This window comes from Nonomuraea sp. NPDC049758 (genome assembly GCF_040674635.1).
Taxonomy (GTDB): Bacteria; Actinomycetota; Actinomycetes; order Streptosporangiales; family Streptosporangiaceae; genus Nonomuraea.
The window spans coordinates 50,461-77,124 of the sequence record NZ_JBFAMZ010000025.1 but is presented as its reverse complement, the minus strand read 5'-3'; the positions used below and the strand labels follow the sequence as shown (position 1 = coordinate 77,124).

Annotated in this window: 25 protein-coding genes and 2 tRNA genes; 13 read left to right on the top strand and 14 right to left on the bottom strand. The window is 67.1% G+C overall.

What is annotated here, in order from left to right; genetic code table 11:
* Positions 1 to 21: 21 nt before the first annotated feature.
* Together AB0J46_RS43695 and AB0J46_RS43690 are read right to left on the bottom strand one after the other, a co-directional pair.
* On the bottom strand, positions 22 to 1,185 hold the full coding sequence (locus AB0J46_RS43695) for an MFS transporter (protein ID WP_364341120.1): 1,164 nt from the start codon (positions 1,183 to 1,185) through the stop codon (positions 22 to 24).
* Positions 1,182 to 1,646 (bottom strand): GNAT family N-acetyltransferase, encoded by a 465-nt coding sequence (locus AB0J46_RS43690; RefSeq protein ID WP_364341118.1) that lies wholly within the window; start codon positions 1,644 to 1,646, stop codon positions 1,182 to 1,184. Before AB0J46_RS43690 ends, AB0J46_RS43695 begins: the two co-directional genes overlap by 4 nt.
* Positions 1,647 to 1,672: 26 nt before the next feature.
* On the opposite strand from AB0J46_RS43690, the gene AB0J46_RS43685 reads away from it, so the two are divergent.
* Entirely contained in the window at positions 1,673 to 2,200 is a 528-nt protein-coding gene (locus tag AB0J46_RS43685; protein WP_358301036.1) for a CGNR zinc finger domain-containing protein, read from the top strand.
* A gap of 396 nt (positions 2,201 to 2,596) precedes the next feature.
* Positions 2,597 to 3,430 (top strand): NAD(P)H-binding protein, encoded by an 834-nt coding sequence (locus AB0J46_RS43680; protein WP_364341116.1) that lies wholly within the window; start codon positions 2,597 to 2,599, stop codon positions 3,428 to 3,430.
* 615 nt (positions 3,431 to 4,045) lie between these two features.
* Here the strand turns inward: AB0J46_RS43680 and AB0J46_RS43675 are convergent.
* From AB0J46_RS43675 to galU, 7 genes are all read right to left on the bottom strand, one after another.
* Positions 4,046 to 4,119, bottom strand: a tRNA-Ala gene (locus tag AB0J46_RS43675).
* A gap of 49 nt (positions 4,120 to 4,168) precedes the next feature.
* Entirely contained in the window at positions 4,169 to 4,741 is a 573-nt protein-coding gene (locus AB0J46_RS43670; RefSeq protein WP_364341114.1) for a hypothetical protein, read from the bottom strand.
* A gap of 124 nt (positions 4,742 to 4,865) precedes the next feature.
* Entirely contained in the window at positions 4,866 to 5,519 is a 654-nt protein-coding gene (locus tag AB0J46_RS43665) for a GNAT family protein (RefSeq protein ID WP_352366396.1), read from the bottom strand.
* A 58-nt stretch (positions 5,520 to 5,577) separates the two neighbouring features.
* Positions 5,578 to 6,057, bottom strand: coding sequence for a MogA/MoaB family molybdenum cofactor biosynthesis protein (locus tag AB0J46_RS43660; RefSeq protein WP_352325746.1), 480 nt, complete (start codon positions 6,055 to 6,057; stop codon positions 5,578 to 5,580).
* Positions 6,054 to 6,530: a cyclic pyranopterin monophosphate synthase MoaC gene (gene moaC / locus AB0J46_RS43655; RefSeq protein WP_364341112.1), complete on the bottom strand. Its 477-nt coding sequence runs from the start codon at positions 6,528 to 6,530 to the stop codon at positions 6,054 to 6,056. The genes AB0J46_RS43660 and moaC overlap by 4 nt, the downstream gene beginning before the upstream one ends.
* Positions 6,527 to 7,702, bottom strand: coding sequence for a gephyrin-like molybdotransferase Glp (gene glp / locus AB0J46_RS43650; RefSeq protein WP_364341110.1), 1,176 nt, complete (start codon positions 7,700 to 7,702; stop codon positions 6,527 to 6,529). The genes moaC and glp overlap by 4 nt, the downstream gene beginning before the upstream one ends.
* On the bottom strand, positions 7,689 to 8,591 hold the full coding sequence (galU, locus tag AB0J46_RS43645) for a UTP--glucose-1-phosphate uridylyltransferase GalU (RefSeq protein ID WP_364341108.1): 903 nt from the start codon (positions 8,589 to 8,591) through the stop codon (positions 7,689 to 7,691). Before galU ends, glp begins: the two co-directional genes overlap by 14 nt.
* A 24-nt stretch (positions 8,592 to 8,615) precedes the next feature.
* Between galU and AB0J46_RS43640 the strand changes: the two genes are divergently transcribed.
* From AB0J46_RS43640 to AB0J46_RS43630, 3 genes are all read left to right on the top strand, one after another.
* The gene (locus tag AB0J46_RS43640; protein ID WP_364341106.1) at positions 8,616 to 9,185 is read left to right on the top strand and encodes a 5-formyltetrahydrofolate cyclo-ligase; all 570 of its coding nucleotides are present in this window, start codon (positions 8,616 to 8,618) and stop codon (positions 9,183 to 9,185) included.
* 23 nt (positions 9,186 to 9,208) lie between these two features.
* Positions 9,209 to 10,714 carry a potassium/proton antiporter gene (locus AB0J46_RS43635; RefSeq protein ID WP_364341104.1) on the top strand — a complete coding sequence of 502 codons (1,506 nt, stop codon included), beginning with the start codon at positions 9,209 to 9,211 and terminating at the stop codon, positions 10,712 to 10,714.
* 69 nt (positions 10,715 to 10,783) lie between these two features.
* Complete coding sequence (locus tag AB0J46_RS43630; RefSeq protein WP_352366385.1) at positions 10,784 to 11,089, top strand: FmdB family zinc ribbon protein; 306 nt, start codon at positions 10,784 to 10,786, stop codon at positions 11,087 to 11,089.
* Positions 11,090 to 11,120: 31 nt separating this feature from the next.
* Here the strand turns inward: AB0J46_RS43630 and AB0J46_RS43625 are convergent, their stop codons facing one another.
* The gene (locus tag AB0J46_RS43625; RefSeq protein WP_364341102.1) at positions 11,121 to 13,088 is read right to left on the bottom strand and encodes an MFS transporter; all 1,968 of its coding nucleotides are present in this window, start codon (positions 13,086 to 13,088) and stop codon (positions 11,121 to 11,123) included.
* A 132-nt stretch (positions 13,089 to 13,220) separates the two neighbouring features.
* Between AB0J46_RS43625 and AB0J46_RS43620 the strand changes: the two genes are divergently transcribed.
* From AB0J46_RS43620 to mscL, 3 genes are read left to right on the top strand one after another with little or no spacing between them, the layout of a single operon-like run.
* The gene (locus tag AB0J46_RS43620; RefSeq protein WP_364341100.1) at positions 13,221 to 14,030 is read left to right on the top strand and encodes an S-methyl-5'-thioadenosine phosphorylase; all 810 of its coding nucleotides are present in this window, start codon (positions 13,221 to 13,223) and stop codon (positions 14,028 to 14,030) included.
* Complete coding sequence (locus tag AB0J46_RS43615) at positions 14,027 to 14,608, top strand: RcpC/CpaB family pilus assembly protein (protein WP_364341098.1); 582 nt, start codon at positions 14,027 to 14,029, stop codon at positions 14,606 to 14,608. The genes AB0J46_RS43620 and AB0J46_RS43615 overlap by 4 nt, the downstream gene beginning before the upstream one ends.
* 33 nt (positions 14,609 to 14,641) lie before the next feature.
* Positions 14,642 to 15,040, top strand: a complete 399-nt coding sequence (gene mscL / locus AB0J46_RS43610) for a large conductance mechanosensitive channel protein MscL (protein ID WP_364341096.1) — start codon at positions 14,642 to 14,644, stop codon at positions 15,038 to 15,040.
* Here mscL and AB0J46_RS43605 read toward each other — a convergent pair.
* On the bottom strand, positions 15,037 to 16,050 hold the full coding sequence (locus AB0J46_RS43605; protein ID WP_352366392.1) for a D-alanyl-D-alanine carboxypeptidase family protein: 1,014 nt from the start codon (positions 16,048 to 16,050) through the stop codon (positions 15,037 to 15,039). The genes mscL and AB0J46_RS43605 overlap by 4 nt on opposite strands.
* Positions 16,051 to 17,785: 1,735 nt before the next feature.
* Here AB0J46_RS43605 and AB0J46_RS43600 point away from each other — a divergent pair.
* A tRNA-Arg gene (locus AB0J46_RS43600) sits at positions 17,786 to 17,858 on the top strand.
* 276 nt (positions 17,859 to 18,134) lie between these two features.
* Here AB0J46_RS43600 and AB0J46_RS43595 read toward each other — a convergent pair.
* Positions 18,135 to 19,091 (bottom strand): hypothetical protein, encoded by a 957-nt coding sequence (locus AB0J46_RS43595; protein ID WP_364341094.1) that lies wholly within the window; start codon positions 19,089 to 19,091, stop codon positions 18,135 to 18,137.
* Between the two features lie 183 nt (positions 19,092 to 19,274).
* Here AB0J46_RS43595 and AB0J46_RS43590 point away from each other — a divergent pair, with 183 nt between their 5' ends.
* Positions 19,275 to 19,574, top strand: coding sequence for a nucleoside triphosphate pyrophosphohydrolase (locus tag AB0J46_RS43590; RefSeq protein ID WP_364341092.1), 300 nt, complete (start codon positions 19,275 to 19,277; stop codon positions 19,572 to 19,574).
* A gap of 204 nt (positions 19,575 to 19,778) precedes the next feature.
* Here AB0J46_RS43590 and AB0J46_RS43585 read toward each other — a convergent pair whose 3' ends face one another.
* Both AB0J46_RS43585 and AB0J46_RS43580 read right to left on the bottom strand, forming a co-directional pair.
* Entirely contained in the window at positions 19,779 to 19,946 is a 168-nt protein-coding gene (locus AB0J46_RS43585; protein ID WP_364341090.1) for a GIY-YIG nuclease family protein, read from the bottom strand.
* Between the two features lie 130 nt (positions 19,947 to 20,076).
* Positions 20,077 to 21,960 (bottom strand): DUF2075 domain-containing protein, encoded by a 1,884-nt coding sequence (locus AB0J46_RS43580; protein ID WP_364341088.1) that lies wholly within the window; start codon positions 21,958 to 21,960, stop codon positions 20,077 to 20,079.
* Between the two features lie 296 nt (positions 21,961 to 22,256).
* On the opposite strand from AB0J46_RS43580, the gene AB0J46_RS43575 reads away from it, so the two are divergent.
* The 3 genes from AB0J46_RS43575 (at position 22,257) to AB0J46_RS43565 (ending at position 25,360) form a co-directional block, all read left to right on the top strand.
* Complete coding sequence (locus tag AB0J46_RS43575) at positions 22,257 to 22,916, top strand: HAD family hydrolase (RefSeq protein WP_364341086.1); 660 nt, start codon at positions 22,257 to 22,259, stop codon at positions 22,914 to 22,916.
* Positions 22,917 to 23,024: 108 nt separating this feature from the next.
* Entirely contained in the window at positions 23,025 to 23,318 is a 294-nt protein-coding gene (locus AB0J46_RS43570; protein WP_364341084.1) for a hypothetical protein, read from the top strand.
* Complete coding sequence (locus AB0J46_RS43565; protein WP_364341082.1) at positions 23,318 to 25,360, top strand: hypothetical protein; 2,043 nt, start codon at positions 23,318 to 23,320, stop codon at positions 25,358 to 25,360. The genes AB0J46_RS43570 and AB0J46_RS43565 overlap by 1 nt, the downstream gene beginning before the upstream one ends.
* The last annotated feature ends 1,304 nt before the right edge of the window (positions 25,361 to 26,664 follow it).

Below are 26,664 nucleotides of genomic sequence, written 5' to 3'. Positions count from 1 at the left end.
GCCGACGGCCGCCCGAACTGGTCACAGCCGGGCGGTCGTCGCCACGGTGGCCGCGGTCAGCGCGGCCAGCAGCGCCCAGGCGGGTGCGAAGCTGCCGGTCAGGTCCGTGAGCAGGCCGAGCACGGGCGGCGCCAGGACGATCGCCACCTGGCTGACGGCCATGGCCAGGCCGAGAGCGAATCCGATGTGGTCCGGCGGCGCCGATTCTGCGGCGTAGGCGACCCAGGGGCCGTAGCAGCCGATTCCGAAGAAGCCGAGCCAGACGAACAGCAGGCAGGCCGCGACGGGGGATCGGCCGACGGGGGTGGCCAGCGCCGTCATCCCGGTGATCACGGCGGCCAGGCAGGTCAGGACGCAGGCGTAGCGGCCGGACCTGTGCCGGTCGCTCCACGCCGCCAGGCTGACGCGGCCCAGCGCGCCCGCGCACTGGACCGCGACGTAGACCAAGGCCGCCGAGGCGGCGTCCATGGACGCCACCTCATGCAGGTACAGCACGGTGAGAACGCCCACGCCGCTGTGCACCGACACCATGCTCACGCCGGACAGGATGATCTTCTTCAGGTACGGCTCGCGCAGCAGTTCCAGCCGCACGCGGGACGCGGCCGGCACCGGACGCCGGTCCGGTGGGCGGCGGTAGAAGGTTACGAAGACGACGGCGCCCGACAACGCGACGAGCGCGCCGGCCACCAGCGTCGACCGTAAGCCGAAGCGCGTCGCCAGTGCGGGAAGCGCGAACGCGGCGAGAACGCCGCCGAGCGGAAGCCCCGCCTGACGAATGCCCATGGCCAGACCGCGCTTCGAGGCATCGAACCAGGACGCCACCGACTTACTGCCGCCCGGCTGAATGGCGCTGTACCCGGCACCGACGACCAGCAGGACGACGAGCAAGGAGACGTACCCCGGAGCCGCGCTGCCGGCGGCCAGCGCGGCGGCGACCACGAGAGCGCCGACCCCGACGACCCAGCGTTCGTCGTGGCGGTCCAGCAGCCGTCCCGCCACGAGCAGCCCGGCCAGCGGAAGCAGCTGAGCCGCCGACTGCAGCAGGCCCAGCTGGGTCGTGTTCAGCGTCAGGTCCCGTTGCAGATGGACGCTCATCGCGCCGATGCCCTGCACGAAGAACGCGGCCGCGGCCTGCGTGAAGGTCGCGGCCCCCAGAATGATCCAGCGGTATCGCGACGTCCTCACGGCTTCCAGCACAACAGGGGGTCGGGGTGGTCGGCGAAGCCGAGTCGCCGGTAGAGCGGTTCCGCCTCGCGGGAGGCGGTCAGATCGACCCGTACGGCGTCCCGGTCGCGGAACCAGTCGAGCAGGCCGAGCATGATCGCCCGGCTGTGCCCACGCCGCCGGTACGACGGGTCGGTGACCATGCCGATGACGTGGCCGATCCTCCCGTTGCGGGAGTGAGGGCCGGGGAACCACTGTTCGATCGTGCCGATGCCGCAGGCGGCCAGGCCGGTGTCGCCGTCCACGACCAGGATGTGACAGTCGGGTTCGGCCAGCTTCTGTGTGAAGACCCGGGCGAGCGCGTCACGCCAGTCGTCGTCGGCGTCCGCGGGGTGGAAGAAGTCGCCGCCGAGGTCGTCGAAGAGCAGCGCCCGGAGGCGGACGAGTTCCGGAACATCCTGCTCCGTTGCTGTTCGCGTCATGACGTACAGGCTGATGTAATGACCTTGTGCACCTCAACCCTTACGGCGCGGACGTGGTGAACTTCGCCGCGGAACTGGCGAACCGCCCACCGGCGAGCGCCGAGGAACTCGCCCACCGCTGCCGCACGGCCGGTTTGGTGCTGGAACGCCCGGTCGAACCGTCGGATCTCGACCAGACCCTCGCCGTCATCGCCGCCTGGACGAACGTCGTCGACGCCACGGGCGAGCGCGAGAAGGCCAAACTGGTCAACGAGATGCTGGCCCGGTCGGCCGCCTACCCCCGGCTGACCGACCACGCCCATGGCTGGCACCTGCACTATCGCGACGACCTGCAGCCGCTCGGCGCGGTGCTGTTCGCGCTGATCTCGGTCGGCACGGCGATGCACCTCGTCAGCCGGGGCATGGACCGGCTCGGACGGTGTGCCGCCGCCGGATGCGACACGATCTTCGCGGACACCTCACGCACCGCACGTCAGCGCTACTGCTCCCCCTCGTGCGCCAACAGAGACGCAGTACGCCGCCACCGCGCCCGCCACTCCACGCCTGCCGGCTGACTGCCTGGCAGGCGAGCGCAACTGCTGCTCCGGCGAGGGCCACCCCTCCACACGAGTGAGCCACCCCATGACTGCCCCGGCCGGCTTGAGCCACTTCGAAGGCAGGCCGAGCCCCCTCCCCTGCTCCCCTCAACCGGCTGAACCAACCCCGCCCCTCCCCGCTCGGTGTCCGCGACAGCCCTTCAACACGGCTTCGTTGCGAGGCCGCGGCGCGCTCATGCCCTCCAGGCGCACGTCTTCGACCGCCGTCCCCATGAGCCCCTCCCCTCGCCGCCGATCTCCTGACCGCAGGCGGACTCCCGAAAAGTCAGTCACCTGACTAACTAGAGGGATCCCAATCGTGCTAGGTTCTACTCAGTCAGTCAGCCAACTAACTCGTAAGTCGAGGTGTTCGTTATGATCGTCGTCACCGGAGCCACCGGAAATGTCGGCCGCACGCTGGTCCGCATCCTCGCGGAGCAGGACCATGAGGTGACCGCCATCGCCCGCCGCATCGCCCATGGCGACGTGCCGCCCGGCGTCCGCACGGTCGCCGCCGACCTCTCCCAGTCGTCCGCCGACATGCCTTCCGCAGCGGACGCGGTCTTCCTCCTCGTCGGCGGGGACCTGATGATGGCCGGCGACCCCGCTCGGGTCGTCGCCCAGTTCGCGGACGCCGAAAGGATCGTCCTGCTCTCTTCGCAGGGAGTGGCCACCCGCCCGGACTCCTTGTCACACGGGCAGGCCTTCGCCGCTTTCGAACAGGCCGTCATGGAGTCCGGTACCGACTGGACCATCCTGCGCCCCGGCGGCTTCGCCTCCAACGCCTACGCCTGGGCCTCGTCCGTCAAGGCGACCCGCACGATCGCCGCGCCCTTCGGCGAGGTCGGCCTCCCGGTCATCGACCCCGACGACATCGCCGCCGTGGCCGCCGCCACCCTGACCCAGCCGGGCCACACGAAGGCGATCTACGAACTGACCGGCCCCACGCCGACCACCCCGCGCCAGCGCGCGGCCGCCATCGAGGACGCGATCGGCGAGCCCGTCGCCTTCATCGACCAGACCCGGGAAGAGGCCCTCGCCCAGATGCTCACCTTCATGCCCGCCCCGGTGGCCGACACCACCCTCGACATTCTCGGCACCCCCACCCTGCGCGAACAGACCGTCAGCCCCGATGTCCAGAAGATCCTCGGCCGCGCCCCCGCCACCTTCGCCGACTGGGCCAAGCGCAACGCCGCAGCCTTCCGCTGACAGCATGAACCTGTGAGTTCCAAGGACACGGCTGTGGGCTTGTCGGCCGCATGCCGTGCGGAGCAAAAGGCGTCGAGAAGATCGCTTCCCGAGAAGGCGATGATCGCTTTTCGGCGCACGCCGTCCAGGTGGTTCTCGTCCCACTTGCCGGTTGGCGTACGTCAGACACCCGCATACCCCGACCGGCTTATGATCAACGGCCGGCCATCTCCTTCACCAGCGGCGCGCCGTCAGCTTTCGCGTAGCCATCAGCCCGGGGGATTCAGGGCCAAGCCAAGTAGACGGGACAGATGGGTCGTCCAGCAGGGGATCACTCGCGCACTGCCTGCCCGAACCATGTCCGGACGCGCCGGGATCACCCACGTCCAGCCGCACCAGATCAGACACCGTTCACTGTCCTGTGGCCGGCTCTTGCCTCGGGGACGCCCGGAGGAGTCATGCGATCACAGATGGCCGAGAGTAATGGGGCTGGTTCCAGTGCGCCAGACCATGCGAGCGGCTCGAACGTTCCGGGGCTCGAGCTTGAAGAAACGATCAGAACCGTAGTCACTCAGTTAGTCACCTAGCAACGCAAAAGGCCGCCTCCCACAACCGGGAAGCGGCCTTTGACCTGGGTGGAGATGAGGGGATTCGAACCCCTGACCCCTTCGATGCGAACGAAGTGCGCTACCGGACTGCGCTACATCCCCAAGGACTCGACCAGATTAGCAAACTCCCAAGGGTCCTCGCGCCATCCTCTCAGTCCCCCACCGCCCGTTTGGGCGGTTCGGCGTACTGGTCGAACAGGACGTCGGCGTGCAGCGCGGTCAGGTCGATCACCTCGGCCTCCACCTCGGCCTCCGCCCGGCGCCGCTCGCGGGCCCGTCGCAGCCGCTCAGAGCGCGCCTGGAGCGCCCGCTCGCGGCGTTCGCGATCCACCTGTACGGCGATCCGCAGAAAGGCCATGTACGACAGCATGACGACCACGGACGGCGCCACACCCCACCACGGGATCATCTCGACCCCGGCCGTGACGACCGAGGCGAGCACGAGCAGTGCGGTGAAGAACAACAACCTCCGGCGGCGCGCTACGATGATCGCCCTACGCCGAAACCGGAACTGCCGGACATCGACCTTCTCGACCTCCGGCGCGTCCTCGTCGCCGAGGGTAGCGTCGAGGTTGTCCAGGTCGGGCAGGGCGTGCTCGCCGGTGTAGTGCTCTTCGAGTTCGGCCAGCTCCTGGAGGTTCGTCTTGTCCCGGCGCAACCACATCGGGATCAGGACGCACAGCCACATCACCACAATGGCGACATAGAGGAAGACGCTGCTCACGACCACCTCCGGGCAGCACGAAAGCGCGTCTGTGCTCGTCGCGCCTTCATTGTGCTCACGTCACGCACCGTAAGACCGTGTGTCACTGATTGACGAGCATTCGGTGCGGTGTGTCGCGAGATCGTCAAACCTCTTCGATCGGAGAACCGCCGTGAGCGGCCGCCTCACGGGCGCGCCGCCACTGTACGAGCAGGCCGCCGGGGACGTCCTCGACGGTCAGCGCGTAGCAGATGTGGTCGCGCCAGGCCCCGTCGATGTGGAGTTGGCGACGCCGAATGCCTTCTTCCCTGAACCCGAGCTTCTCCACCACCCTACGGCTGGCCTGGTTCTCAGGACGGATGTTCGCCTCTAGCCGATGCAATCCGGTGGTGAAAAAGCAATGATCGACGGCCAGGGCCAGGGCGGTGGGGATGATGGCCCGCCCGGCCAGCGCGCCGTCCACCCAGTAACCGACCTGGGCGGAACGGGCAGATCCCCACACGATGGCCCCCACGGTGAGCTGCCCGGCGAAGCGACCGCCGTAGGTGACCACCCAGGGCAGCGCCAGCCCCTGCCTGGCCTCGCGGCGCAGGGTGCCGACCATGGAGATGTACGGGCCGAGCCCCGTCCTGAACAGCGGGGTCTCGGGGTTGCTCGGTTCCCAGGGACGCAGCCAGTCGGCGTTGCGCAACCTGGTCTCGCGCCAGACGCGTACGTCGCTCAGCCGCAGCGGCCGCAGGCCTACCGGGCCCTCGTTCAGAATCGCCGGCCAGCCACGAAGTCGATCCACGCCTCTCATCATCCCCCCATCGGGCTCGATGTCGCCACGGATCATCGATCGGCAGACCGAAACCTGGTCAGCGGGGGTGGTCGCCGCCCTTCATCTGCTCGACGGCATGCCGCAGGACGGGCGCGAGCACCGCCACCCCATCCCGGACGCCCCCGGACGAGCCGGGCAGATTCACGATCAACGTGTCACCCGCCTGGCCGGCCAGCCCCCGGGACAGGACCGACGTGGGCACCTTGTCGCGATTCGCCAGGCGAATGGCCTCCGCTATACCGGGAATTTCCCTGGTGATCACGCGGGCGGTCATCTCCGGCGTCAGGTCGAGGGGCGTGAGCCCGGTGCCGCCGGTGGTGACGATCACGTCGTAACCCTGCGCGACGCCGTCCCGCAGCGCCGCCTCGACCGCATCGCCGTCGGGGACGACCACAGGCCCCGAGACCTCGCAGCCGGCGTCGGACGCCAGCAGCTCGGCCAGCAGCGGCCCTGACTTGTCGGCATAAATCCCGGCGGACGCGCGGTTCGACACGGTCACCACGAGCGCCCTGATCACGTGGCTTCCCTGGTCCACAGACCGGTCTTGCCGCCCACCTTCTCCTCCACCCGGACGTCGGTGATCACGGCGGCCGGATCGACCGCCTTGACCATGTCGATCAGCGCCAGCGCGGCCACGGTGACGGCGGTCAGCGCCTCCATCTCCACCCCGGTGCGGTCGGCCGTCCTCACCCGGGCGGTGATCGCCACGCCCCAGTCCTCGACGTCGAGCACGACCTTGACGCCGTGCAACGCGATCGGGTGGCAGAGCGGGATGAGGTCGGGTGTGCGTTTCGCCCCCATGATCCCGGCGATCCTGGCCACCCCCAGCGCGTCGCCCTTGGGCACCTCGCCCGACCGCAGCAGCGCCACGACCTCGGACGACAGCAGCACCCGCCCGGTCGCCGTCGCGGTACGGGCCGAGACGTCCTTGGCCGAGACGTCGACCATGCGCGCCGCGCCCGTCTCGTCGAGATGCGTGAACTCGCTCAAATCCGGATCACCTCCACCTCGGACCCGCCGGGCACCTCGGTCACGTCCTCCGGCACCACGATCAGCGCGTTCGCCGAGGCCAGGGCCGCGAGCTGGTGGGATCCCTGCCCGTGGACCGGCGCGACCGTGCCGTCGGAGGACAGCACGCCGCGCAGGTACGAGCGCCGGCCCGACGGCGAGCGCAACGCCGCGGTGACGTAGGCGGTCACCGGGGCCGTGTCGGTGGGCAGGCCGCGCATCTTGTCGAGCGCGGGGCGGACGAACAGCATGAACGACACGAAGCTGGACACCGGGTTGCCCGGCAGGGCGAAGATCGGCACCCGGTCGTCGCCCAGGACGCCGAACCCCTGCGGCATGCCGGGCTGCATCGCGACCTTCTCGAACCGGACCGTGCCGAGCGGCGACAGCGCCTCCTTGACGGGCTCGTAGGCCCCCATGGAGACTCCGCCGCTAGTGATGATCGCGTCGGCGCGCACCAGATGGGTGTCGAGCTGGTCGAGCAGCACGGCGGGATCGTCACCGACGGACCCCGCACGGAACCCCTCGGCGCCCGCCTCGCGGACCGCGGCCGTCAGGGTGAAGCTGTTGGAGTCCCAGATCTGCCCGCGGTTCAGCGGCGCCCCCGGCTCGACCAGCTCGGCGCCGGTCGAGATGACGACGACGCGCGGCTGCGGACGCACCCACACACGCCGCCGGCCCACACCGGCGATGATCCCGAGCTGGGCCGGCCCGATCACCGTGCCGGCCTTGAGCACCACCTCGCCCGCCTGGACGTCCTCGCCCGCCCGGCGAATCGCGTTACCGACCGGGACATCCCGGTTGATCCGGACGGAGACCGTGCCTCCGTCCGTCCACTCCACCGGTACGACGGAGTCCGCCCCGGCCGGCATCGGCGCCCCGGTCATGATGCGGACGGCATGCCCGGGGCCCACCGCCCGCAGCTCGTCGGAGCCGGCGGCGACGTCGTCGATCACCGGCAGCGTGCCGGGGACGTCCTCGGCCCTGACCGCGTAGCCGTCCATCGCGGAGTTGTCGAACGGCGGCAGCGGCACCGGCGAGGAGACGTCCTCGGCCAGCGTCGTGCCTAGCGCCCGCTCCAGCTCCAGCTCCAGAGGCGCCAGCGGACGCACAGTGGCCAGGATCTCGGCCAGATGCGCGTCAACCGATCTCATCGAGGAACTCCCGCAGCCACGGCACGAACTCCGGCGCCAGGTCCTCGCGATCGGCGGCGAACTTCACCACCGTGCGCAGATAGTCGAGCTTGTCGCCGGTGTCGTACCGCCGCCCGCGGAACAGCACGCCGTGCACCGGCCCGCCCTGCTCGGAGCCGCGGCCGGCCAGCGTGCGCAGCGCGTCGGTGAGCTGGATCTCGTTGCCGCGCCCCGGCGGGGTGTTCTCCAGGACCTCGAAAATGGCGGGATCGAGCACGTATCGCCCGATGACCGCCCACGTGGAGGGCGCCTCGTCCACCGGCGGCTTCTCCACCAGGTCGGTCACGCGCACGACGTCGTCCTCGACGGTGCCGGCGATGGTGGCCACGCCGTAGAGCGAGACCTGCTCCCTCGGCACCTCCATCAGCGCCACCACGCTGCCGCCGAACGTGTCACGCACCTCGATCATGCGCTTGAGCAGCTGGTCGCGGTAGTCGATCAGGTCGTCACCGAGCAGGCAGGCGAACGGGTGGTCGCCGACGTGCTGCTTGGCGCACAGCACCGCGTGCCCGAGCCCCTTCGGCTCGCCCTGCCGCACGTAGTGCAGCGTGGCGAGCGAGGCGGGCTCGCGGACCTGGGACAACCGTTGCTCGTCGCCCTTGGCCTCCAGGGCCTCTTCCAGCTCGAACGCGCGGTCGAAGTGGTCTTCGATGGACCGCTTGTTCTTGCCGGTCACCATGAGGACGTCGAGGAGCCCGGCGGAGGCCGCCTCCTCGACGACATACTGGATCGCGGGCTTGTCGACGATGGGCAACATCTCTTTGGGTGTCGCCTTGGTCGCCGGGAGGAACCGGGTGCCCAGACCCGCGGCGGGCACGACGGCTTTCGTCACAGGGTCGAAGTCAGCCATGAGTAGACCCTAGTGGAGGTACCTGTGGACAAGCTGAACCTGCGTCGCCGACTGCTCGCGGCGCGTACCGCTCTGCCCCCCGAACAACTGCGGGCAAACGCCACCAAGGTCCGCGAGACGCTGCTCGAACAGCCGTGGGTCCAGATGGCCGGTCTGGTGGCCTGCTACTGGTCGGCGGGGTCGGAGCCGGAAACGCACGGTCTCGTGTTCGCTCTGTGGAAACACGGCGCGACGGTGATCCTTCCGGTGCTGAAAGAGGACAATGACCTGGATTGGGCGGTCTACGACGGCCCGGACACGCTCGCCCCTGGCCGCTTCGGCATCATGGAACCGGTCGACACGCGCCGGGGCGTCGACGCCGTCCGCACGGCCGCGCTGGTGATCGTGCCCGCCCTCGCGGTCGACCGCCGCACGGGGGTGCGGCTCGGACGCGGCGGCGGTTCGTACGACCGCGCGCTGGCCAGGGTGGGGCCCAACGTCCCCACGGTGGCCCTGCTGCACGACGGCGAGCTGATCGACGACGTGCCCGCCGAGCCGCACGACCATCGGGTCCGTTTTGCGATGACGCCGCGCGGACTCACTAGTCTTATGTGACCGAAGGGACGAGAGGGGGCTGGATGACGCTTGATGTCTGGCTCCTGATCGGCGCCGGAATTGTCATCGCGGCCATCGCGTCCGTACGCATCACACATCGCAGCGGTCTGCCCAGCCTTCTCCTCTTCCTGGCCCTCGGCCTGGTTCTGGGGGCCTCGGGGTTCGGCGCCAAGCTGGAGAGCCCGCAGGCCGTCCAGCAGATCGGCCTGATCGCGCTGGCGGTGATCCTGGCCGAGGGCGGTCTGACCACGACCTGGTCGCACGTCCGCAAATCGGTGCCGCTCGCCCTGATCCTGGCCACCGTCGGCGTGACGGTGAGCATCGTGGTCGTGGCGCTGGCCGTCCAGGGGCTGCTCGGCATGGATCCGACCGCGGCGCTCGTCCTCGGCGCCGTGCTGGCCTCGACGGACGCGGCCGCCGTCTTCTCAGTGCTGCGCAGGTTGCCGCTCCCGACCCGGTTGGCGGGGGTTCTGGAGGCGGAGTCCGGATTCAACGACGCCCCGACGGTCATCGCCGTCGTGCTGCTCAGCGGGGCGTCCCGGCGGCCGGCGTCCGTGGGAACGTTCCTGCTGGAGACGGCCATCGAGCTGGTCATCGGCGCGGCCGTGGGCCTCGCGGTCGGACCGGCGGGCGCGTACGCGCTGCGCCGCGTCGCCCTCCCCGCCTCCGGCCTCTACCCGATCGCCGTGCTCGCCCTCACCTTCGTCTCGTACGGCGGCGCGGTGCTGCTGCACGGCTCCGGCTTCCTGGCCGTCTACCTCACGGCCCTCATCCTGGGCAACTCACGCCTGCCCCACCGCGCCGCGACCAGGGGGTTCGCCGAGGGCGCGGCGTGGCTGGCGCAGATCGGGCTGTTCGTCATGCTCGGACTGCTGGCCACCCCCAAGGAGCTGCCGTCGGCGATCGTGCCGGGCGTGATCGCCGGGTCGGTGCTGGTGATGGTGGCCCGCCCGCTGTCGGTGCTGGTCAGCTCGACCGTGGCCCGGGCGTTGCGGCTGGATCGGGTGAGCTGGCGCGACCAGGCGTTCCTGTCGTGGGCGGGGCTGCGCGGCGCGATCCCCATCGTGCTGGCGACGATCCCATGGGCGTCCGGCGTGCAGGGCTCGAAGGAGATCTTCAACCAGGTCTTCGTGATCGTGATCGTGTTCACGCTGCTGCAGGGGCCCACACTGCCGTACGCGGCCCGGGTGCTCGGGGTGAGCGCGCCGGGCGAGGCGCACGACCTGGAGGTGGAGTCCGCGCCGCTGGAGGAGCTCAAGGCGGACCTGCTCCAGGTCAAGGTGCCGGTCGGGTCGCGCCTGCACGGCGTGGAGGTCTTCGAGCTGCGCCTGCCCGCCGGAGCCGCCGTCACGCTCGTGGTCCGCGACGGCAAATCGTTCGTACCGGACAACAGCACCCGCGTCCGGGCCGACGACCAGCTCCTGGTGGTCACCACGGCCGCCTGCCGTGACCAGGTCGAACGCCGCCTGCGCGCGGTGAGCCGCAGCGGCAAGCTGGCCGGTTGGTACGGGGAGCGGGGGTTGGAATAGGTGTTTGGCCCAATCGGTTAGCATTAGCAGTCGCATCGCTCGAGTGCCAGAACGTATAAGGAGGAGCGCGTGCCGACCTACCAGTACGCCTGCAACGACTGCGGCGAGCAGCTCGAAGTCGTGCAGAAGTTCACCGACGATGCGCTGACGGTGTGCCCCAACTGTCAGGGCAACCTGCGGAAGGTGTTCTCCGCCGTCGGCATCGTGTTCAAGGGTTCGGGCTTCTACCGCACCGACAACCGCTCGTCCTCGACGTCCTCCGCCTCTTCGACCACCCCGTCGAAGCCGGCCGAGAGCAAGTCGAGCGAGTCGTCGTCCGCGTCGTCCTCGTCGTCGTCCACCCCGGCGCCGGCACCCGCCGCGGCTTCCAACTAGGCGCGTCACCCCGCCCGCACGGGCGGGGGCCTCATCGAGGCCGGTCGGCGTACGCGCCGAGCAGTTCCGGCGCGATGCGATCGACGAGCCGCGTCAGCTGTGGATCGGGCCCCCAGTCGGCCACGAGCCTGCTCAGCCCCTCGCGTGAGCAGCGCACGAGCCCCAGGGCCGCCCGGTCCCCCTTCGGCGTGAGCCGCAGCCGCTCGCCGTCCTCAGAACGTTCCACCAGCCCCTCGTCCACCAGCCGGTCGACGTGGGGCCGTCCGTGCGCCCTGCTCACCTTGGCGCACTCGGCCAGCTCGCCCGCGCCGACCCAGCCCTTGCCGTTGAGCCTGGCGAGCACCCACACCGCTTGCGGCGCGAGGCCGCTCAGCCCGGCCAGCGCCCCTAGCCTTTCGTAGTAGCCCCTGCGCAGGTCGGCGTCGGCGAGCCGCATGAGCCCCCGTTCGACCTCCTCCAGCGACGACCGCTCGGCCGACGTGGCGCCCAGCCCCTCGCCCAGGTCCGCCGCCTTGGTGGTCTCCCTGAGCCGCGCCTGCGGGATGAACCAGCTCAGCGCGAACGCGCCGAACATCACCGGCGCGGCCACCCGGAAGACGGTGGCGATGGCGTCGGCGTACACATGGAGGAACTGACCGGCCAGCGCGGGAGGCAGCCGCTGGATGACGGTCGGGTCGCGCTGGATCCTGGACGGGTCGAACCCCGCCGGCAACCGGGCCCTGGCCAGCACCTCCCGCAGGTCGCCGTTGAGCGTGCCGGTGAAGACCGCCCCCAGCGTGGCGACCCCGAAGGACCCGCCGATCGACCGGAAGAAGGTCGCCCCCGAGGTGGCCACGCCGAGGTCCTTGAAGTCGACGGCGTTCTGCACGACGATCACCAGCACCTGCATGGTCATCCCGAGCCCGACGCCGAGCACCAGCAGGTAGCCGCCCATCGTCAGCAGGCTGCTGCGCTCACTCAGCCCGGACAGCAGGAACAGCCCCGCCGTCGCCACGGCCGTGCCCGTGATGGGCAGGAAGCGGTATCTGCCGGACTTCGAGATCACCAGCCCGCTGACGATCGACATCGTGAGCATCCCGGCCATCATCGGCAGCAGGTACACCCCGGACAAAGTGGGACTCACCCCATGCACGACCTGCAGGAACAGCGGCAGGTACGTGAGCGCCCCGAACATCGCGAACCCCACCACGAACCCCACCACGGACGACATCGCGAACGCCCGCACCCGGAACAGCCCCAGCGGCAGCACCGGCTCGGCGGCCCGCCGCTCGACGGCCACCCACGCCGCGACCAGGGCCGCAGCCCCCAGCGCCAGCCCGGCGATGACCGGGCTCGCCCAGGGATAGGTCGTGCCGCCCCACGTCGTGATGAGCACCAGGCACGAGGTCGCGCCGCCGAGCAGCACCACCCCGGCGTAGTCGATGCGATGGCTGGTGCGCGTGTCGTCGCCGGGCAGCGCCGCCGCGATCACGCCCAGGGCGATCGCGCCCAGGGGAAGGTTGACGTAGAACACCCAGTGCCAGGACAGATGGTCGACGAACAGCCCGCCGAGCAGCGGCCCCACGATGCTGCTGACGGCGAAGACGGCGCCGAAGAAGCCCTGGTAGCGCCCTCGTTCGCGGGCCGAGACCACGTCGCCCACGATCGCCTGCGCGAGCACCATGAGCCCGCCGCCGCCCAGCCCCTGGATCGACCGGAACCCGATCAGCTCCCCCATGTTCCGGCTCAGCCCGCACAGGGCCGATCCGAGGAGGAAGATGATGATCGCGGTGATGAAGAGCTTTTTGCGGCCGTACTGGTCGCCCAGTTTGCCCCACAACGGCGTGGAGACGGTCGAGGCGAGCATGTAGCCCGTCACCACCCAGGAGAGCTGCTCCAGCCCGCCCAGGTCGCTCACGATCGTCGGCAGGGCCGTGGAGACTATGGTCTGGTCGAGGGAGGCCAGCAGCATGCCGAGCATCAGCGCGAGGATGATGAGGCCCAGCCCTTTTTGCCGCATGCGGCGATCCTACTCTTCGTACTGGTGTGCGTACGCTCCGCGTTCAGGCGGTGCGCCGACGCCGGTGCGGTTGTCCACAGAACGGCGTTCGGCGTTCTCGCGGCCCTCGGCCGTCCGGCTACTCTCGGCGCCATGGTCACTCGCGCAGACATCGGCGTCCTCGGCGGCTCGGGCTTCTACTCGCTGCTCGACGACGCGGAGGAGATCGAGCTCTCCACCCCCTACGGGCCGCCCAGCGACGTCGTCACCATCGGCCGCATCGGCTCACGTTCGGTCGCGTTCATCCCCCGGCACGGCCGGGACCACCGCTTCCCTCCCCACCGCATCCCCTACCGCGCCAACCTGTGGGCGCTGCGCTCGCTCGGCGTGACGCAGGTGCTCGCCCCCAGCGCCGTCGGTTCGCTCAAGGCCGAGTACGGCCCCGGCGCCATCGTCGTGCCCGACCAGATCGTCGACCGCACCTCGGGCCGGCCGCAGACGTACTACGACGTCTCGGGGGCCGTCCATGTCTCCTTCGCCGACCCCTACTGCCCGTCCGGCAGAGCCGCGGCCGTGGCCACGGCCCGCTCCACCGGCTGGGGCGACGTCGTCGACGGCGGCACGCTGGTGGTCATCGAGGGCCCCCGCTTCTCCAGCCGGGCCGAGTCCCAGTGGTTCGCCGCCAACGGGTGGTCGATCGTGGGCATGACCGGCTACCCCGAGTCGGTGCTGGCCCGCGAGCTGGCCCTGTGCTACACCTCGCTCTCCCTGGTGACCGACCATGACGCCGGGGTCGAGGCCGGTCAGGGCGTGACCCACGACGAGGTGCTGGAGTTCTTCGCCCGCAACGTCACCCGCATGCGCACGCTGATCGCCGAGACCGTCCAGGCCCTGCCCACCGACCGCACGTGCTCCTGCGGCTCGGCCCTCGACGGCATCAAGCTGCCCTTCGAGCTGCCGTGAGTAGGCAGCCGGCCTGGCTGCGGCCGTGGGCCCGGCGGCGGCGTCTGATCGCGGCGGTCTTGGCCGCGGTGGGCGTCCTGTCGGCCTATGTCGCGCTCCGTCCAGCCGCGGGCCCCGAGGTCCTCGTCGCCGTCCGCGACCTCGCCCCCGGTCCTCTGCGCCCCGGCGACCTCCGTCCGGCGCCGCTCGCCCATCCGCCCGACGGGGCCGTCCGGTCTTACGCGGCGGGCCGCTACCTCGCCGGACCCATGCGCCGGGGCGAGCCGCTGACCGACGCCCGCCTGCTCCATCCCCTGCCGCTGCCGCCGGGCACGGTGGCCGCCCCCGTGCGCATCGCCGACCCCGACGCCGTCGCCCTCATCTCCCCCGGCTCGACCGTCGGCGTCCTGGCCGCCGGGGAGAGCGGTCAGCCGGCCCAGCTCATCGCCGACGACGTCCGCGTGATCACCATCCCGCGTCCCGCCGACGACTCCCGTACCGGCGGCGCGCTGGTGGTGCTGGCGGCGACCCCGTACCAGGCTGCCCAGCTGGCAGGCGCCCAGACATCGGGCCGCCTCTCCATCACCTTCAAGAGTTAGCAGAGAGTAATCGTTCGACTACGATTCTTGGCCATGAACGGATTCAAGAAGTTCCTCATGCAGGGCAACGTCCTCGACCTGGCGGTCGCGGTGGTCATCGGGGCGGCCTTCAACTCGATCGTGCAGTCGTTCGTCGCCGACCTGCTGACCCCACTGATCTCGGCCTTCGGCGGTTTGCCCGACTTCTCCTCGCTGAGGGTCACCGTCGGCGCGTCCCACTTCATGTACGGCAAGTTCGTCAACGCGGTGATCTCGTTCCTGATGATCGCGGCGGTGATCTACTTCCTGGTCGTCAAGCCGTACACGCATTTCAAGGAGCGCGCGGCGGCCCGGGTCGAGGCCGTGACCCGCGACTGCCCCGAATGCCTGTCGGAGATCCCGAAGGCCGCCTCCCGCTGCGCCTTCTGCAGCGCCGAGGTCGTGCCCGCCTAGAGCTGCGAGTCGATCTTCGGGTCGTACTCCCAGTGCCACGGCTCGAACGGGCTGCTGTAGGCCCAGGCGGGATGGAACCACCCGTACCTCTTGGAGTTCTTCTCCATCCACACGAACTCCGTGGACCGGAACCGCTCCACGCCGCCGCACAGGTCCACAGCCAGCCCGAGACCGTGGTTGCTCCGCCCCGGCACGGCCGCGAACCCCGGCCGCCGGTAGTAGACGGACTGCTGCTCGGCCAGGCTCCGGTAGGCGTCTGTCACGCAGATCGCCTTGCCGAACCGCCTCCGGTAGGCCTCGTTCAGGCTGACGAAGGCGATGGTGGCGTCCGCCCGCAGACTGAACCCCTTCTGCTGCAACGGACAGAGCATGCTCTTGGGGATGAGCCCGTTGGGGTAGTTGTTGGCCGTGGCGGCCTGGAGGGGGTTGCAGCCCAGCGCCGCCCGTCCGACCTTGTCGATCTTGATGCCCAGCTTCACCAGCGCCGCGGTGAGCGACTTGACGATCTTGTCCGAACGCTGCCTGAGCGTGTCGATCTCGGCCGCCATCTGGGCCTCGGCCAGCAGGTTGCCCGCCCTCAGCTCCTGAGCCTCGGCGGCCAGCCGCTCGGCCTCCTTGTACAGGGTGCTGGTCTGCTCCACGGCCTGCTGCCGCACCCGGACCATCTCCGTCGAGTCCGAGAGCGCCCGCAGGGTGCCGACGCCGGCGTCCCCCGACAGGAACGGCACCACGCCGTCCGCCCCGACGGGCTGCTCGTAGAGCAGCTCCGCAAGCTGCGAGACCGGCTGCCGGATCACCGCGAGCCTGCGCTCCAGGTCCTGCAGCCCGTTCAGCTTGGTCTTGAGCTCCTTCTCGGACGCCGCGATCGTGGCACGCCGCTTCTCCAGCGCCTTGGTGGCGTCCTCAAGCTCCTTGGCCGACTTCTCGGCCTCCTTGCGCAGCTCCGCCAGATTGCTCGGATCCCGCCGCTCCACCTGGGTCCGCGCCTGCGCCTGAACCGCTGATGGCACGAAGAGAGAAGCCATCGCCATGACGACCGCGATCAGACCCGCTGATCGAGGGGATGGCACGTTCGACTCCTCCGTTTGCACACTCGTTACCCGGGTCAGGCACGCACGTTACTACAGCCCCTTGAGTGTCCGGACCGAACTCCGAAGAGCTGCTATGAGACAAAAAGCGCACTATGTACGGCTCCCCCTCCCCACCAGCGGCATCGCATCCCTACCTCCACCCTCGCCACCGAACAGTGCACCTTTGACCTCTCTGTCGGTGTTCAGGCGGCCCCTGAGGCGCTGTCACTGCACAACCTGGAGACGGCTGCGAGATGCGCACACTGGCCAGCCGGGCCAACCGCACCCCTATTTGTCATGCACGGTTGCACCCCCCATGCACCGCCGCACCGCACACACCCAGACCTCCAGCCGCCCTGGTATGACATAGCCCCCCACGACTCCACCTGAGCTCTCTTGCGGCGGTTCATCTCCGCTGTCCGCTACAGCACCTTTTTTCACCTCTCCGAGGTCTTCGGCGTCCCTCTTGTCACGAGGACCGCGACCGCTTACCGAGGACCCGCGACGACCCCTTGCGGAACCCTCCATCGTTTGAGCTTCGACGGCTCGACTCCTTCAGGAAGGCTGCTCACCATCCCTTGCGGCCAGCTCCTCCTGAGATCACCGCCAACAGGGTGCCCACATCTCCCAGCCTGTCGCGGCCCGTTGAGCACGACGGGAGGTCATCCCAAGAGCTCCGCCACCCGACCTACAGTCCTTCACGCAATGCGCAACGTCGCCGAGCCACTCCTGAACCTCATCCCAGCCCTTGGCTTCAGAGCCTTCACCCCGGCCGCGCAGTCGCACGCAGGTCCGTCATGCACAGTGACCAGACATTCCACAACGGCTTCCGACGGGACCACCGAAGCCGACGCCCCCTGCCCCAGCAGCGCAGTGTCCCCCGATCGGGAAACCCCAACCGCAATCAACGCCAACCCCCAGCCACTCCCGCCGCCTAACCGCCCCGAGACACAGCAACACGGAAAGAATGGGTCACTGGCCTAGCCAGCCGCCGGCGCCCTAAGGCGCCGCCGCACCCCGTGACCACACCCTCCTCATCCAACGCCCCTCGTCGACTTCACAAGCCCGACAACCAGCCATAGCGGGCATTCTGTGCCGCCTCCTGCTCCCGCTCCCGGCACATGTCCCACAGCCAGGTGTCCTCCCACTCCCCCGCACACCCAGGCGAGGACCGCGAAGCCTCAGACGCGTACGGCTCCTCCTCAACCACAGGATCCGGCTCCGGCGCAGGCGCGGGTGCCGAAGACCGCACCTCCAACGCCTCAGACACCTCGGAGACCTTCCGCACAGGCGCCGGAATCACCCCTTCGTACCGCCGATCAGGATGCGCAGGCGCGGGCATCCACACGGGCTCGAACGCCAACCGCACCGCCCTCCGCTCCTCCATCCCCACCGGCGCACCAACTCCCTCGAACCCCCGCATCTCCCCCGCCAACAGTCCGCCGGCAAGAATCGCCGGCGCCAGCAACGCCCCGAACAACACAACGGGCCGCCTACGAGCTTGCGTGGATCGCCTCCTGGTCACAGGCAGAAGCTAGCCACGCACGAAGCACCGGAATCCGACCGCTTGCCATGCCTTTACCGCAGCTCAGAGCACCCATAACCAACCTCACCAAACTGACCCCGGCCCAGCGGCCCACGCACTGCCCAACTTTCGCTAGGCTTACGAGAGTCCGCCTCCGTAGCTCAGGGGATAGAGCACCGCTCTCCTAAAGCGGGTGCCGCAGGTTCGAATCCTGCCGGGGGCACTCATCTTGATCAGGCATTTCACCTTCTGACCTGCGGTTTCTCAGCCGCAGGTCTTTTGCTTACCAGACCCTTGATAGGCCGCCGAGTGCACCCGAATGCAGCCGTAGGACAGCGCTCTGGGGACATATGGGGGATGATCTTGGAACGTCCCCGGGGCACCTGAGCCTGGGTTCATACTCCGCCGAGCTTCCCGCTGCCGCCCCGTTCTCCCCTGCAAGACGCTCTCGGGTGAGCATCGACAGGACGGCAGTGAACCGTCCGACTGTCCCGCGCCGCTATTGGAGCCGGCTACGCACTTCGTTGATGAAGTCCCACCATTCGCCGACCCGTCCACCCGAATAGCCATGCCCCTTCAACGTCAGTTGGAGGGTCCGCTTCAGCGGATGCGGTGACTGCATGATCGCCTCGTTCCGCAGAGCCAGACGAGTGAGCTCGCCCTGTGAGGGCGGCTGGTTGCTCTTCTGTCCGTTGCACAGCCTATGCGCGGGGGCAAGGTTCCAGATCGCGTCCAGGTCGACTTTCGTACCGCTCAGGAGCCGCTTGAAGGAGAACGGAAACACGTGGTCGACCGCGACGTCGTCGACACCCGGGATGAGCGGTTGGGCGCAGATGATGCAGCGGCCATGCTGAAACCCGATGACAGCGTCAGTGACCCCGGTGACTGAGCGCCGCCGTTCTTTGTCAGTGATCCGCAGCGTCGTCAGATCGACCGCGACGCCCTCCTCCACCAGACTTCGGCCTACTCCGGCGGCGAAGGAGGTCTCAACGATGCTCCACCTAGCAGCCAGCTCCGCTTGCAGAGTTGTCCTCTGCTCCGACAGAGCAACCTCACGGAGAGGCTCTGTCAGCTTGACCACCCGTTCCCGAGCGTTGCCGGTTACCTCGTAGAAGCGATGGGGTATCTCAGCACCGCCGTTGCCGCGCAGATTGTGAAACTTCTGCATCACCATCTCAGGCATCGACTTCATCGCAGCGGCGAGCAACTTCTCGGTGGGCGAACCAAGTCGTATGGACTCTGCGGTCTCCTCCTGAGCCACGGTCAGGAAGTCGGCTCCGCCGGTAGCGCTCCGTTGCGAGGTCTGCGGCGCCTGGGCCAGATGTTCCACCAGGCTCATCGCGTACGGCCTGGCCAGCTCCCGTAGAGGAATGTCGGTGCGCCCCTCGGCAGCGGCGCCCAGCAGCGCCTCCCCCAAGGCGAACTTGTAGGTACGCGAGTTGGCGCCCATGAGCACCGCCAGCCTCCATGAGGAGCGAGCAGTCGGTTCTTCGCGAAAGAACTCCATAGTCATCCGTACATACCAGCCTTGATCGCGTTTCGACCGGTTCAGGTTAGTTCGCGATCACGTGGATGTCACTGAGGCTCGATAGGCTCAGAAGCCTTGCAGGTAGGGCGCTCGAAGTGGAGGACGTGGAGCATGGGCAAGCTGGTTCGGAACAAGATTCCGGACATCATCCGCCAGGGCGGTGAAGAACCGGTCATTACCGTGCTCGACGGCGTCGACTACCGCAATGCTCTGCTGACCAAACTGTTTGAAGAGGCCACCGAACTCGGCGAGGCGTCGCCCTCCGAAGTCGCGGAGGAGATCGCCGATGTGTACGAAGTTCTGCGTGCGCTAGCTACGGTCCACGGGCACGACTGGAGTGCGATCGAGAAGGTGGCGGCCAACAAACGCGAGGAGCGCGGAGGGTTCCACCACCGTCTCTACCTGGCGTGATGGGTCATTGCCCAGGCTGAACCATGAGGATCTCTGCTCAGATGTGATTCGTAGCAGCATGGCCCATGAGCCGTGCGAGTCATAGGCAGATATCGAAGGCCGCGGGGATTCGCAGCGTCCCGTAACTCCTCAAAGTGTCAGTCGACGTGATCTCCAAACATCCTGAAAGGGCGATGAGCACACGCGTGACGCCGGCCGCAAGCTTCAAGCGCTGATCGGCAGGCCGCGAGCATGGGCGCACGCCGAGGAGCGAAGACCGCTCAAGTACGGATGAAAAGCATGACGGCGGTTCTGATCCAAATTGAGGGGAAGATCCAGCTGAGCGATCAGTTCAGACTCTCCCGTCCAGGGCTCGTCATGACGAACCAACACACCCGTGCGTGCGCTGGCATCCAGTCCGTCAGTTCCTTTCGCCGGCCTGGCCGAAGGTCAACCGCTTCCTGCTACCTACCCGTCGGAGCTCGCAACGGGTACCGGGCAGGTTCTAACTCTGCCCGGTCGTTCATGCCTGGGATTCCAGCAGCCCTGAGAGGAACTCTTGCGTCGCCCGATCGACCGAGTACACGGCGGTGCCCATCATGCCGCGGGTCAGCAACACCTTGTAGGTGTTGCGGATCAACCGGTCCGCCTGTTCGTCGCTGCCTCCTCTCCGCATGAGCGCTGGATCCTTGCTGGCGCTGCGAACGGTGACCAACTTGCCGTCGCGGTAGACAAGGTCCGGGCCGAAGATCACGCCGTTCCAGTCGTACTCGAAGCCCTGCGCCGTGTAGACGCACCCCACCTGCTCGAAGCCACCGGCCGCCGAGGCCCACAAGGCGCTGGCCGGCGCGTTCCCCACGGCCCTGTCTCCCTTGACGTTCCATGGCCGCGCCCAGTCGCCGATCCGCACGTCGGCGACCAGGCTGTCATCCCCATTCGGCGCGCTCCAAGGCCAGCAGAACCCGGCTGTCATCCGCGCCGAGTAGCCCGCTTGAAGCCTGGCTCGCAGCGTGGCCTCCAGCTCGTACGGAGACTCGGTCAGGGAGACAGCGAAGTGGTCGTCCCCCTTCCACACCTCTGGCGAGTCGCCGTCCAAGCCCAGCAGGCGCAGCACCCACTCCTCGTACTTGCGGCTCCCACCGCAGCGGAATTGTGCGTCCAGGTCGACCTGGTGCACAGCGAGGCCGAGTGATTCGGCGTAGGTGGTGATGTCGGCGACGCGCCCCATCTCGCCGGGCCGTACCACCTGATGCTCATCCAGCAGGAAGACCGGCACTCTCGCTGCGTTGATCAGCTCATCCAGCTGCGGCCGGCCTGTTCGCTGGTCTGATCTGGTGAACCTGTTAGCCGAGGTCTCGCGAATGCGGTGGGCCTCGTCGCAGATCAGGACATCCACGTCATTGGGGTTGGCGGTCATGAAGTTGTTGAAGTACTTGAACATCCCCTTCAGCCGGGTCGACCCCTTGGCGACGACGCGCCTCATCGTCTCGGTGAAGGACCGTGAACCGGTGGCGTGCAGAGCCGAGTACCCACGGCCGGAGAGCTCACCCAGCAGGGAAAGCGCGATGACGCTCTTGCCGGAACCCGGCCCGCCGGTGATGATCACCACTTGCTTCGAATTGTTCGCTCGAGCCTTCTCCACCGCGTGCAGGACCATCTCGTAGGCCAACCGCTGCTCGGCCAGCAGGACGAACTGATCGCGGTTCTTGATCTCGCCGGCAGCGACCTTGAGCAGTTGCTTGGACGGCCGGATGGAACTCGACAGCAGGCGGTCGGCCGCTGCAGCCCCGGGCTCAGGCGCGAACTGTGCCTTGAGGTAGTCGACGAACTGGCCGCGGCGTGTCTTGCTGAAGAGTCGGGTGCGTTCGTCCTCGACGTGGTCGTAGAGATCGTGGATGTCCGGGTCGCTGGCGTTGTGCAGGTAGGCCACTCCACGCACGGCGTTGTGGTGCTGGTCCAGGGCTCCGACGAAGTCGGCCAGGTATTCACAGTAGCCCCGCACCTGCACGACCGGGTGAAGCTTGGGCCGCGGCCCCATGCCGGACACCAGGACCATTTCAGCGTCGTCCTCGTACAACTCGGCCTGGCTCCACTGCTTGAGCTCGACGATCAGGTAGGAGTCGGCTCCTGTGCGCCGGTCGCGTCCGGCGAGAATGACGTCCGCCCGCTTGCTGGTTAACGGCAGTTGGTACTCAATCAGCATCTCGACGCCACCGAGCCCGGCTTCCATCAGATCGCGGGCCAAGATCGGGATGCTCCGGTCCCAAGACCTACGCTCGCTCTTGCCTGGATTGATGCCTTGGGTGGCACGCATGTTCTCAGCGATCACCTCGCTGAGGACGCGTTCGGGCACCGACTCAGACACCAACTGGACAAGGCTTTCCGCCGAGTGCCGGAAAACGGCCACGGATGTACCCCCAGGCAGCACGAAAGACTCGTGCGGTATGGGGGCGTGTCCGCAACTGGGGCGGAAGCCCGTCGGGCCGCATCACCGATGCGTCAAAGATTAGCGGGATCTTGCCTGGATCCACCCCCGGATAAGCCGACGAAAGCCTTGAGCGGAGCAGCCGGTGTCACCTCTCCGCATTTCGCAGGCGCCAGACCAGATGATGCGACGTGATGAATCGGAGGGCACTGGCCGAGGTACTCAGCGGGCCACAGGACGGACTGTTATCGTGGGATGTTCACACCTAGGGTGTCATCGTGCAGCGCCTTGCCCTCTTCGACCTCGACAGGACGCTCATTGACCTCAGCAGCGCGTTCCTGCGGTGGGCCGAGGAGTTTGCTGAGCACCATCACTTGGAGCCGGAAGACATCTCCTGGCTCACCTCCCTGGATCAGGGCGTTCACCCTCACCGAGACGTCTTCTTCACCAAGGTGCGCGAGCACTTTGCGCTGCCGGAGCCGGTCGAAGAGCTGTGGGCCGGCTACCGTCAGCGAATGCCGTACCTCGTGGAGTGCTACCCAGGAGTCTTGGCGGGGTTGGCTGACCTACGGGCCGCGGGGTGGCGAGTAGGAATCGTCACGAATGGCATGGCGGACAACCAGCTCGGCAAGCTCCACCGAACCGGCCTGGCCGACGCGGTTGATGGCTACGCCGTGTCGGGGGTTGAGGGCGTCCGGAAGCCGGATGCTCGCCTGTTCAAGATCGCCGCCGAGCGGTGCGGAGCCAGCCTCATCGATGGCGGCTGGATGGTGGGTGACAACCTCATCGCGGACATCGCAGGTGCTCAGGCTGTGGGCTTGCGCGGGATCTGGGTCGATCGAGGTACGTGGCCGGGGCACGAGCATCGGGCCGATCACGTGGTGGCGGACATAGCCGAGGCGATTGCCATTATTCGTGATACGCATCAGCCGAGATAAACGTTGAGATTATGCCGTATGAGTCATTCGGCTCGACGGCACTACGACCGCCCTTTATCGTCACATTGATCCCACAGATAGTCGTCCTCAAGATCCGAAGGATCCAGGATGATGGCGTCCCAGGAACAGATCGCCGCCGCCCGGCGGACGATCGAGCAGTTACGCGACCAGCACGCTAACGACGTGCGCAAACTCGTCAGGCTGCTCGAAGACGGCGCGATGAAGGGCAAGGCCGCCGACAAGCTGCTCAAGGACTGCCAGGCATGGGAGGCGGCCTATAGAGGCGCCTTCAACCGAGCCTTGGCACTGGTCGAGTCCGCATATCCCGACCCTGCCGAGCCAACGACCGCGTTGGGCCAAGGCTGGACCCCGCCGTTCAATTTACCGGGAAGGGCCGGCTGATGAGCCCATCTGCGAACCGGATCGGCATCGACCCGGCGCTGATGACTCAGCTGATCGGCGAGATCAAGCGCCTGAAACAGTCATGGCCGGACGCGGATGCGCAGATCGGTAGAGCCTTGGGGTCGATCGGCGCCAGCATGACTGGGCCAGGCACACTGGCAGACGTCGCATCTCAGATCGCCCAACAGATTCCCGACCTTCAGCGCCGACTGGACCTGATCGTCTCCACCCAGAAGATCGCGCTCGACAAGGGCGTTGTCTGGGCGGATGAAACGCTGTGGGCTTCGAACTCGCCGGCAAGTGGCGCCGCAGCCGCCAAGTCCGTAGCCGACCAGCTTCGCAAGGCCATGAAAGACGCTCTCAGCGCTAGGGGCGGCCTCACCAAGGAAACATTGGATTTGCTGGAGAAGCACCAGCACGATCCCTACTTCGCGGTGGCCTTCTTCAAGGAGATGCCTCCCGAGGAGTTGAAGGTGCTCCTGACGAACCTCTACCTGAAGCACCGCGGCTCTGCGGAAAAGCCTTGGGGGAAAGCGTCGTTGTCGTCCCCCGTCATGGACGGTGTGGCACGTGCTTTGAGCGTCACCTTGGGAACGGCCTCGCGTGGAGTCGGCGAGATGAAGCTACCCAAGAGCTACGTCAACGAGCTGCTGTCGAGCGACGATCTGCTGAGCGATACCGTGGTTGACGAACTCCTACGGTACGGCACATTCGACGACGCGTTCCTGCGCAAGATCGCCAACAAGGTCTTCGACAACGCCAAGAAGCCACCATCCCAACAGGAGGTCATCATCCGGTTCGGTGCCGGCCTGGCAGCTGCTTTGGCTAACAACGCCAGAGTTGCGCAGGATTTCTTCACCGATCCCGCCCGTAAGCCCCTGTCCTTCCTGATGCGCGACAACCGCTGGGGCCATAGCAGCGGCGACCTGGGCCGGGCTATTGAGGCGGCCACCACGAGGTTCCGCGACCACGGCCAACCTCCCGGCAGTTCACGCGGCTACAAGTCAGCCTTGATCGCGTCCTGGGCCGTCCATTTTTGGTCGGACCCACGAGCGCAGGCCAACCTCCGTGAGGCTCGCCAGAGCGCCGGCCGCATCTTCTCTGCCTACATGAGCGACGTTCATCGAGTCGCCAATGGGACCATTTCGGAGAAGCCGGGTGTCCTTCCACTGCCCGACAGCGACCCTCTCATTCGGGGCGATCAAGCTTATGGAGCGAAGTTCGACCGCGATGAGCTCAAAAATGTGATGGTCTGGGCCTTCAACGATACTCAGGCATTCAGAACAGTCGCGGAAACCCATGGGGAGTACAGTCTCAAAGTCCTGGATGCACGAGGAGCGGATATCTCCAACGACATCAAATCCGAATTTTCAGCCTGGCTCAAGAGTCACACCAACGCTACCAAAGCCGAACAAAGCTCGTATCGTCAGAAGCTGCTGAAGGATGCCATGGCTGGCAGCCAAGGAGACTTCTTCGACGCGCAAGCATTTACCCTTAGCAAGTCGCTTTACTTCGTGACAGATGCCGGTAACCAGGCAACCATTAACGAGGCAGATCGAAGAGACCGCTTTAACCAAGCATTCACAGATGCCATAACGAGAACAACCAAGCTAGCACTTGCACCTGCCGGAGACATCGTTGGAGGCATATACGAGTTTGCAGAGAGCTATGCTAGCGACAACATCGAATTCACCGAGGGCGAGACGGCGCGACGCAAAGCAGTTGACAAACTGACTCAGAGCCAGAATCTATTCAAGGATCTAGCAGCCAACACGATGATGCGGCACGGGCTTTTCGGCGATGAAGATACTGCCGGCACCGCTCACCCTCATGGATTCGAGAGCTCCGCCAAAGGCTCTGGAGGAGATTTCCTGCAGAGCGACCGCATCAAGCCACGCAGTGAAATGAACGAAAGCGAAGCGCTCGCCTATGATCAGTGGCTGCTGCACTCACCAGCGTCGGGAATCTTCAACAGTACCTCCCAGTCCGTTGATGATGGCTTTAAGCAGCCCAATCCTCCAAAGCCGGAGGCAGAGAATTGAGACCTTGGCACGCATTCTTCCTACCGGTGATCATGCTAACTGTCACAACAGCATGTTCGCCGTCTTCGCCACCCCCTCCCGTAGATCGGCGTCCGTTAGGCAACGTGACTGCCGCGCCCCTAGAGTGCGGAGTGGTTTCGAATCAGGCCATTGCTCGCGCCTTGGGGATCAGCAACTTTCGCGCAAGCGGCTCTACGTCGGTGAAGTATTTTTCTCACTGCATCATCAGCCGATTGCCAGATACCGAGAAAAAGGGGCGGATGTCTATCGAACTTTACGACCCATTCGCTTCCACGATAGACAGTCTGGAATACACCAAGACCAAGGAGCACGGAACTAATCTACCCGCCGAGATCCAGCCTGGCTTCAGTTCCTTAATAAAAGACACGGATGGGAATGTCATCGGCGCCAGAGCGCTAGCATGGACATCGGATGGCACCAAGCTACTGTCTGTCCTAATTGCCCGAGGCGCGCCGGGTCGAGATCACGTAGCGGACGTCATCGAATTCACCCGGAAACTCCGGCCTCTGCTCCTCAGCTCCACTCGGGGATGACGGCGCTAGCCGTAGAGAAGGTGACATGCCCGATTGCGGATGAGGAACTCTGATCGGGATGGCGGAAAGAGCTCGTCGCATTTCGCGGCGATCCAAGGAGCCGAGTTCCTCCTGTCGCGGTGCTCAGGAACCACAGGCCTGTCCCTTCGCGGCCGACCAGGAGGCATTGCAGTCGTCGTGTGCGGCGTCCGAGGGTCGGCTTGATATCGCTGGCGTGCCACAGCCTCACCCCGTGATTGTTGGCGCTCCCCCGGCCGTCTCGCCTTGTCCTTCTGCTTACGCACTGTCCGCAGCACCGTCGAGGGGGAAGGCGAAGAAGAAGCGGGCGTGTGCGTCGCTGGTGGAGTGAGCGCGACTCGGCGTTCAGTAGGACTCAGGCGGGGTGTCGGCATAGGGGTGGCCGTCGTTCGAGGTGACGCATTGTCGTTGCCCCATGCACTCGACCATAGGCTGAAGCTGCCGCAGGCCAAGAGGCCAGCGATGAGCGCCGACTGGATCAAGCGACTCCGCCTTCGCAGACCTGATCGCTTGGGCGAGGCAGGGGGTGAATACGTTCGCCAGTCGAGGGAGTCGGACGTATTGAGGAGCCGGGGAAGGTCTCGAAGCGACCGGTCGTACGGCCGTTGCTGCGGCGAATCTGCCTCTGCGGGGAGCAGTGCGGGGTGGTTGGGGTCGGTGTGCATGGTCCTCCTCTCGCTGCGCGTGCATGACAGGGTGGCGCAGCGTGATGGGCTTCTGTGGGAACGACGC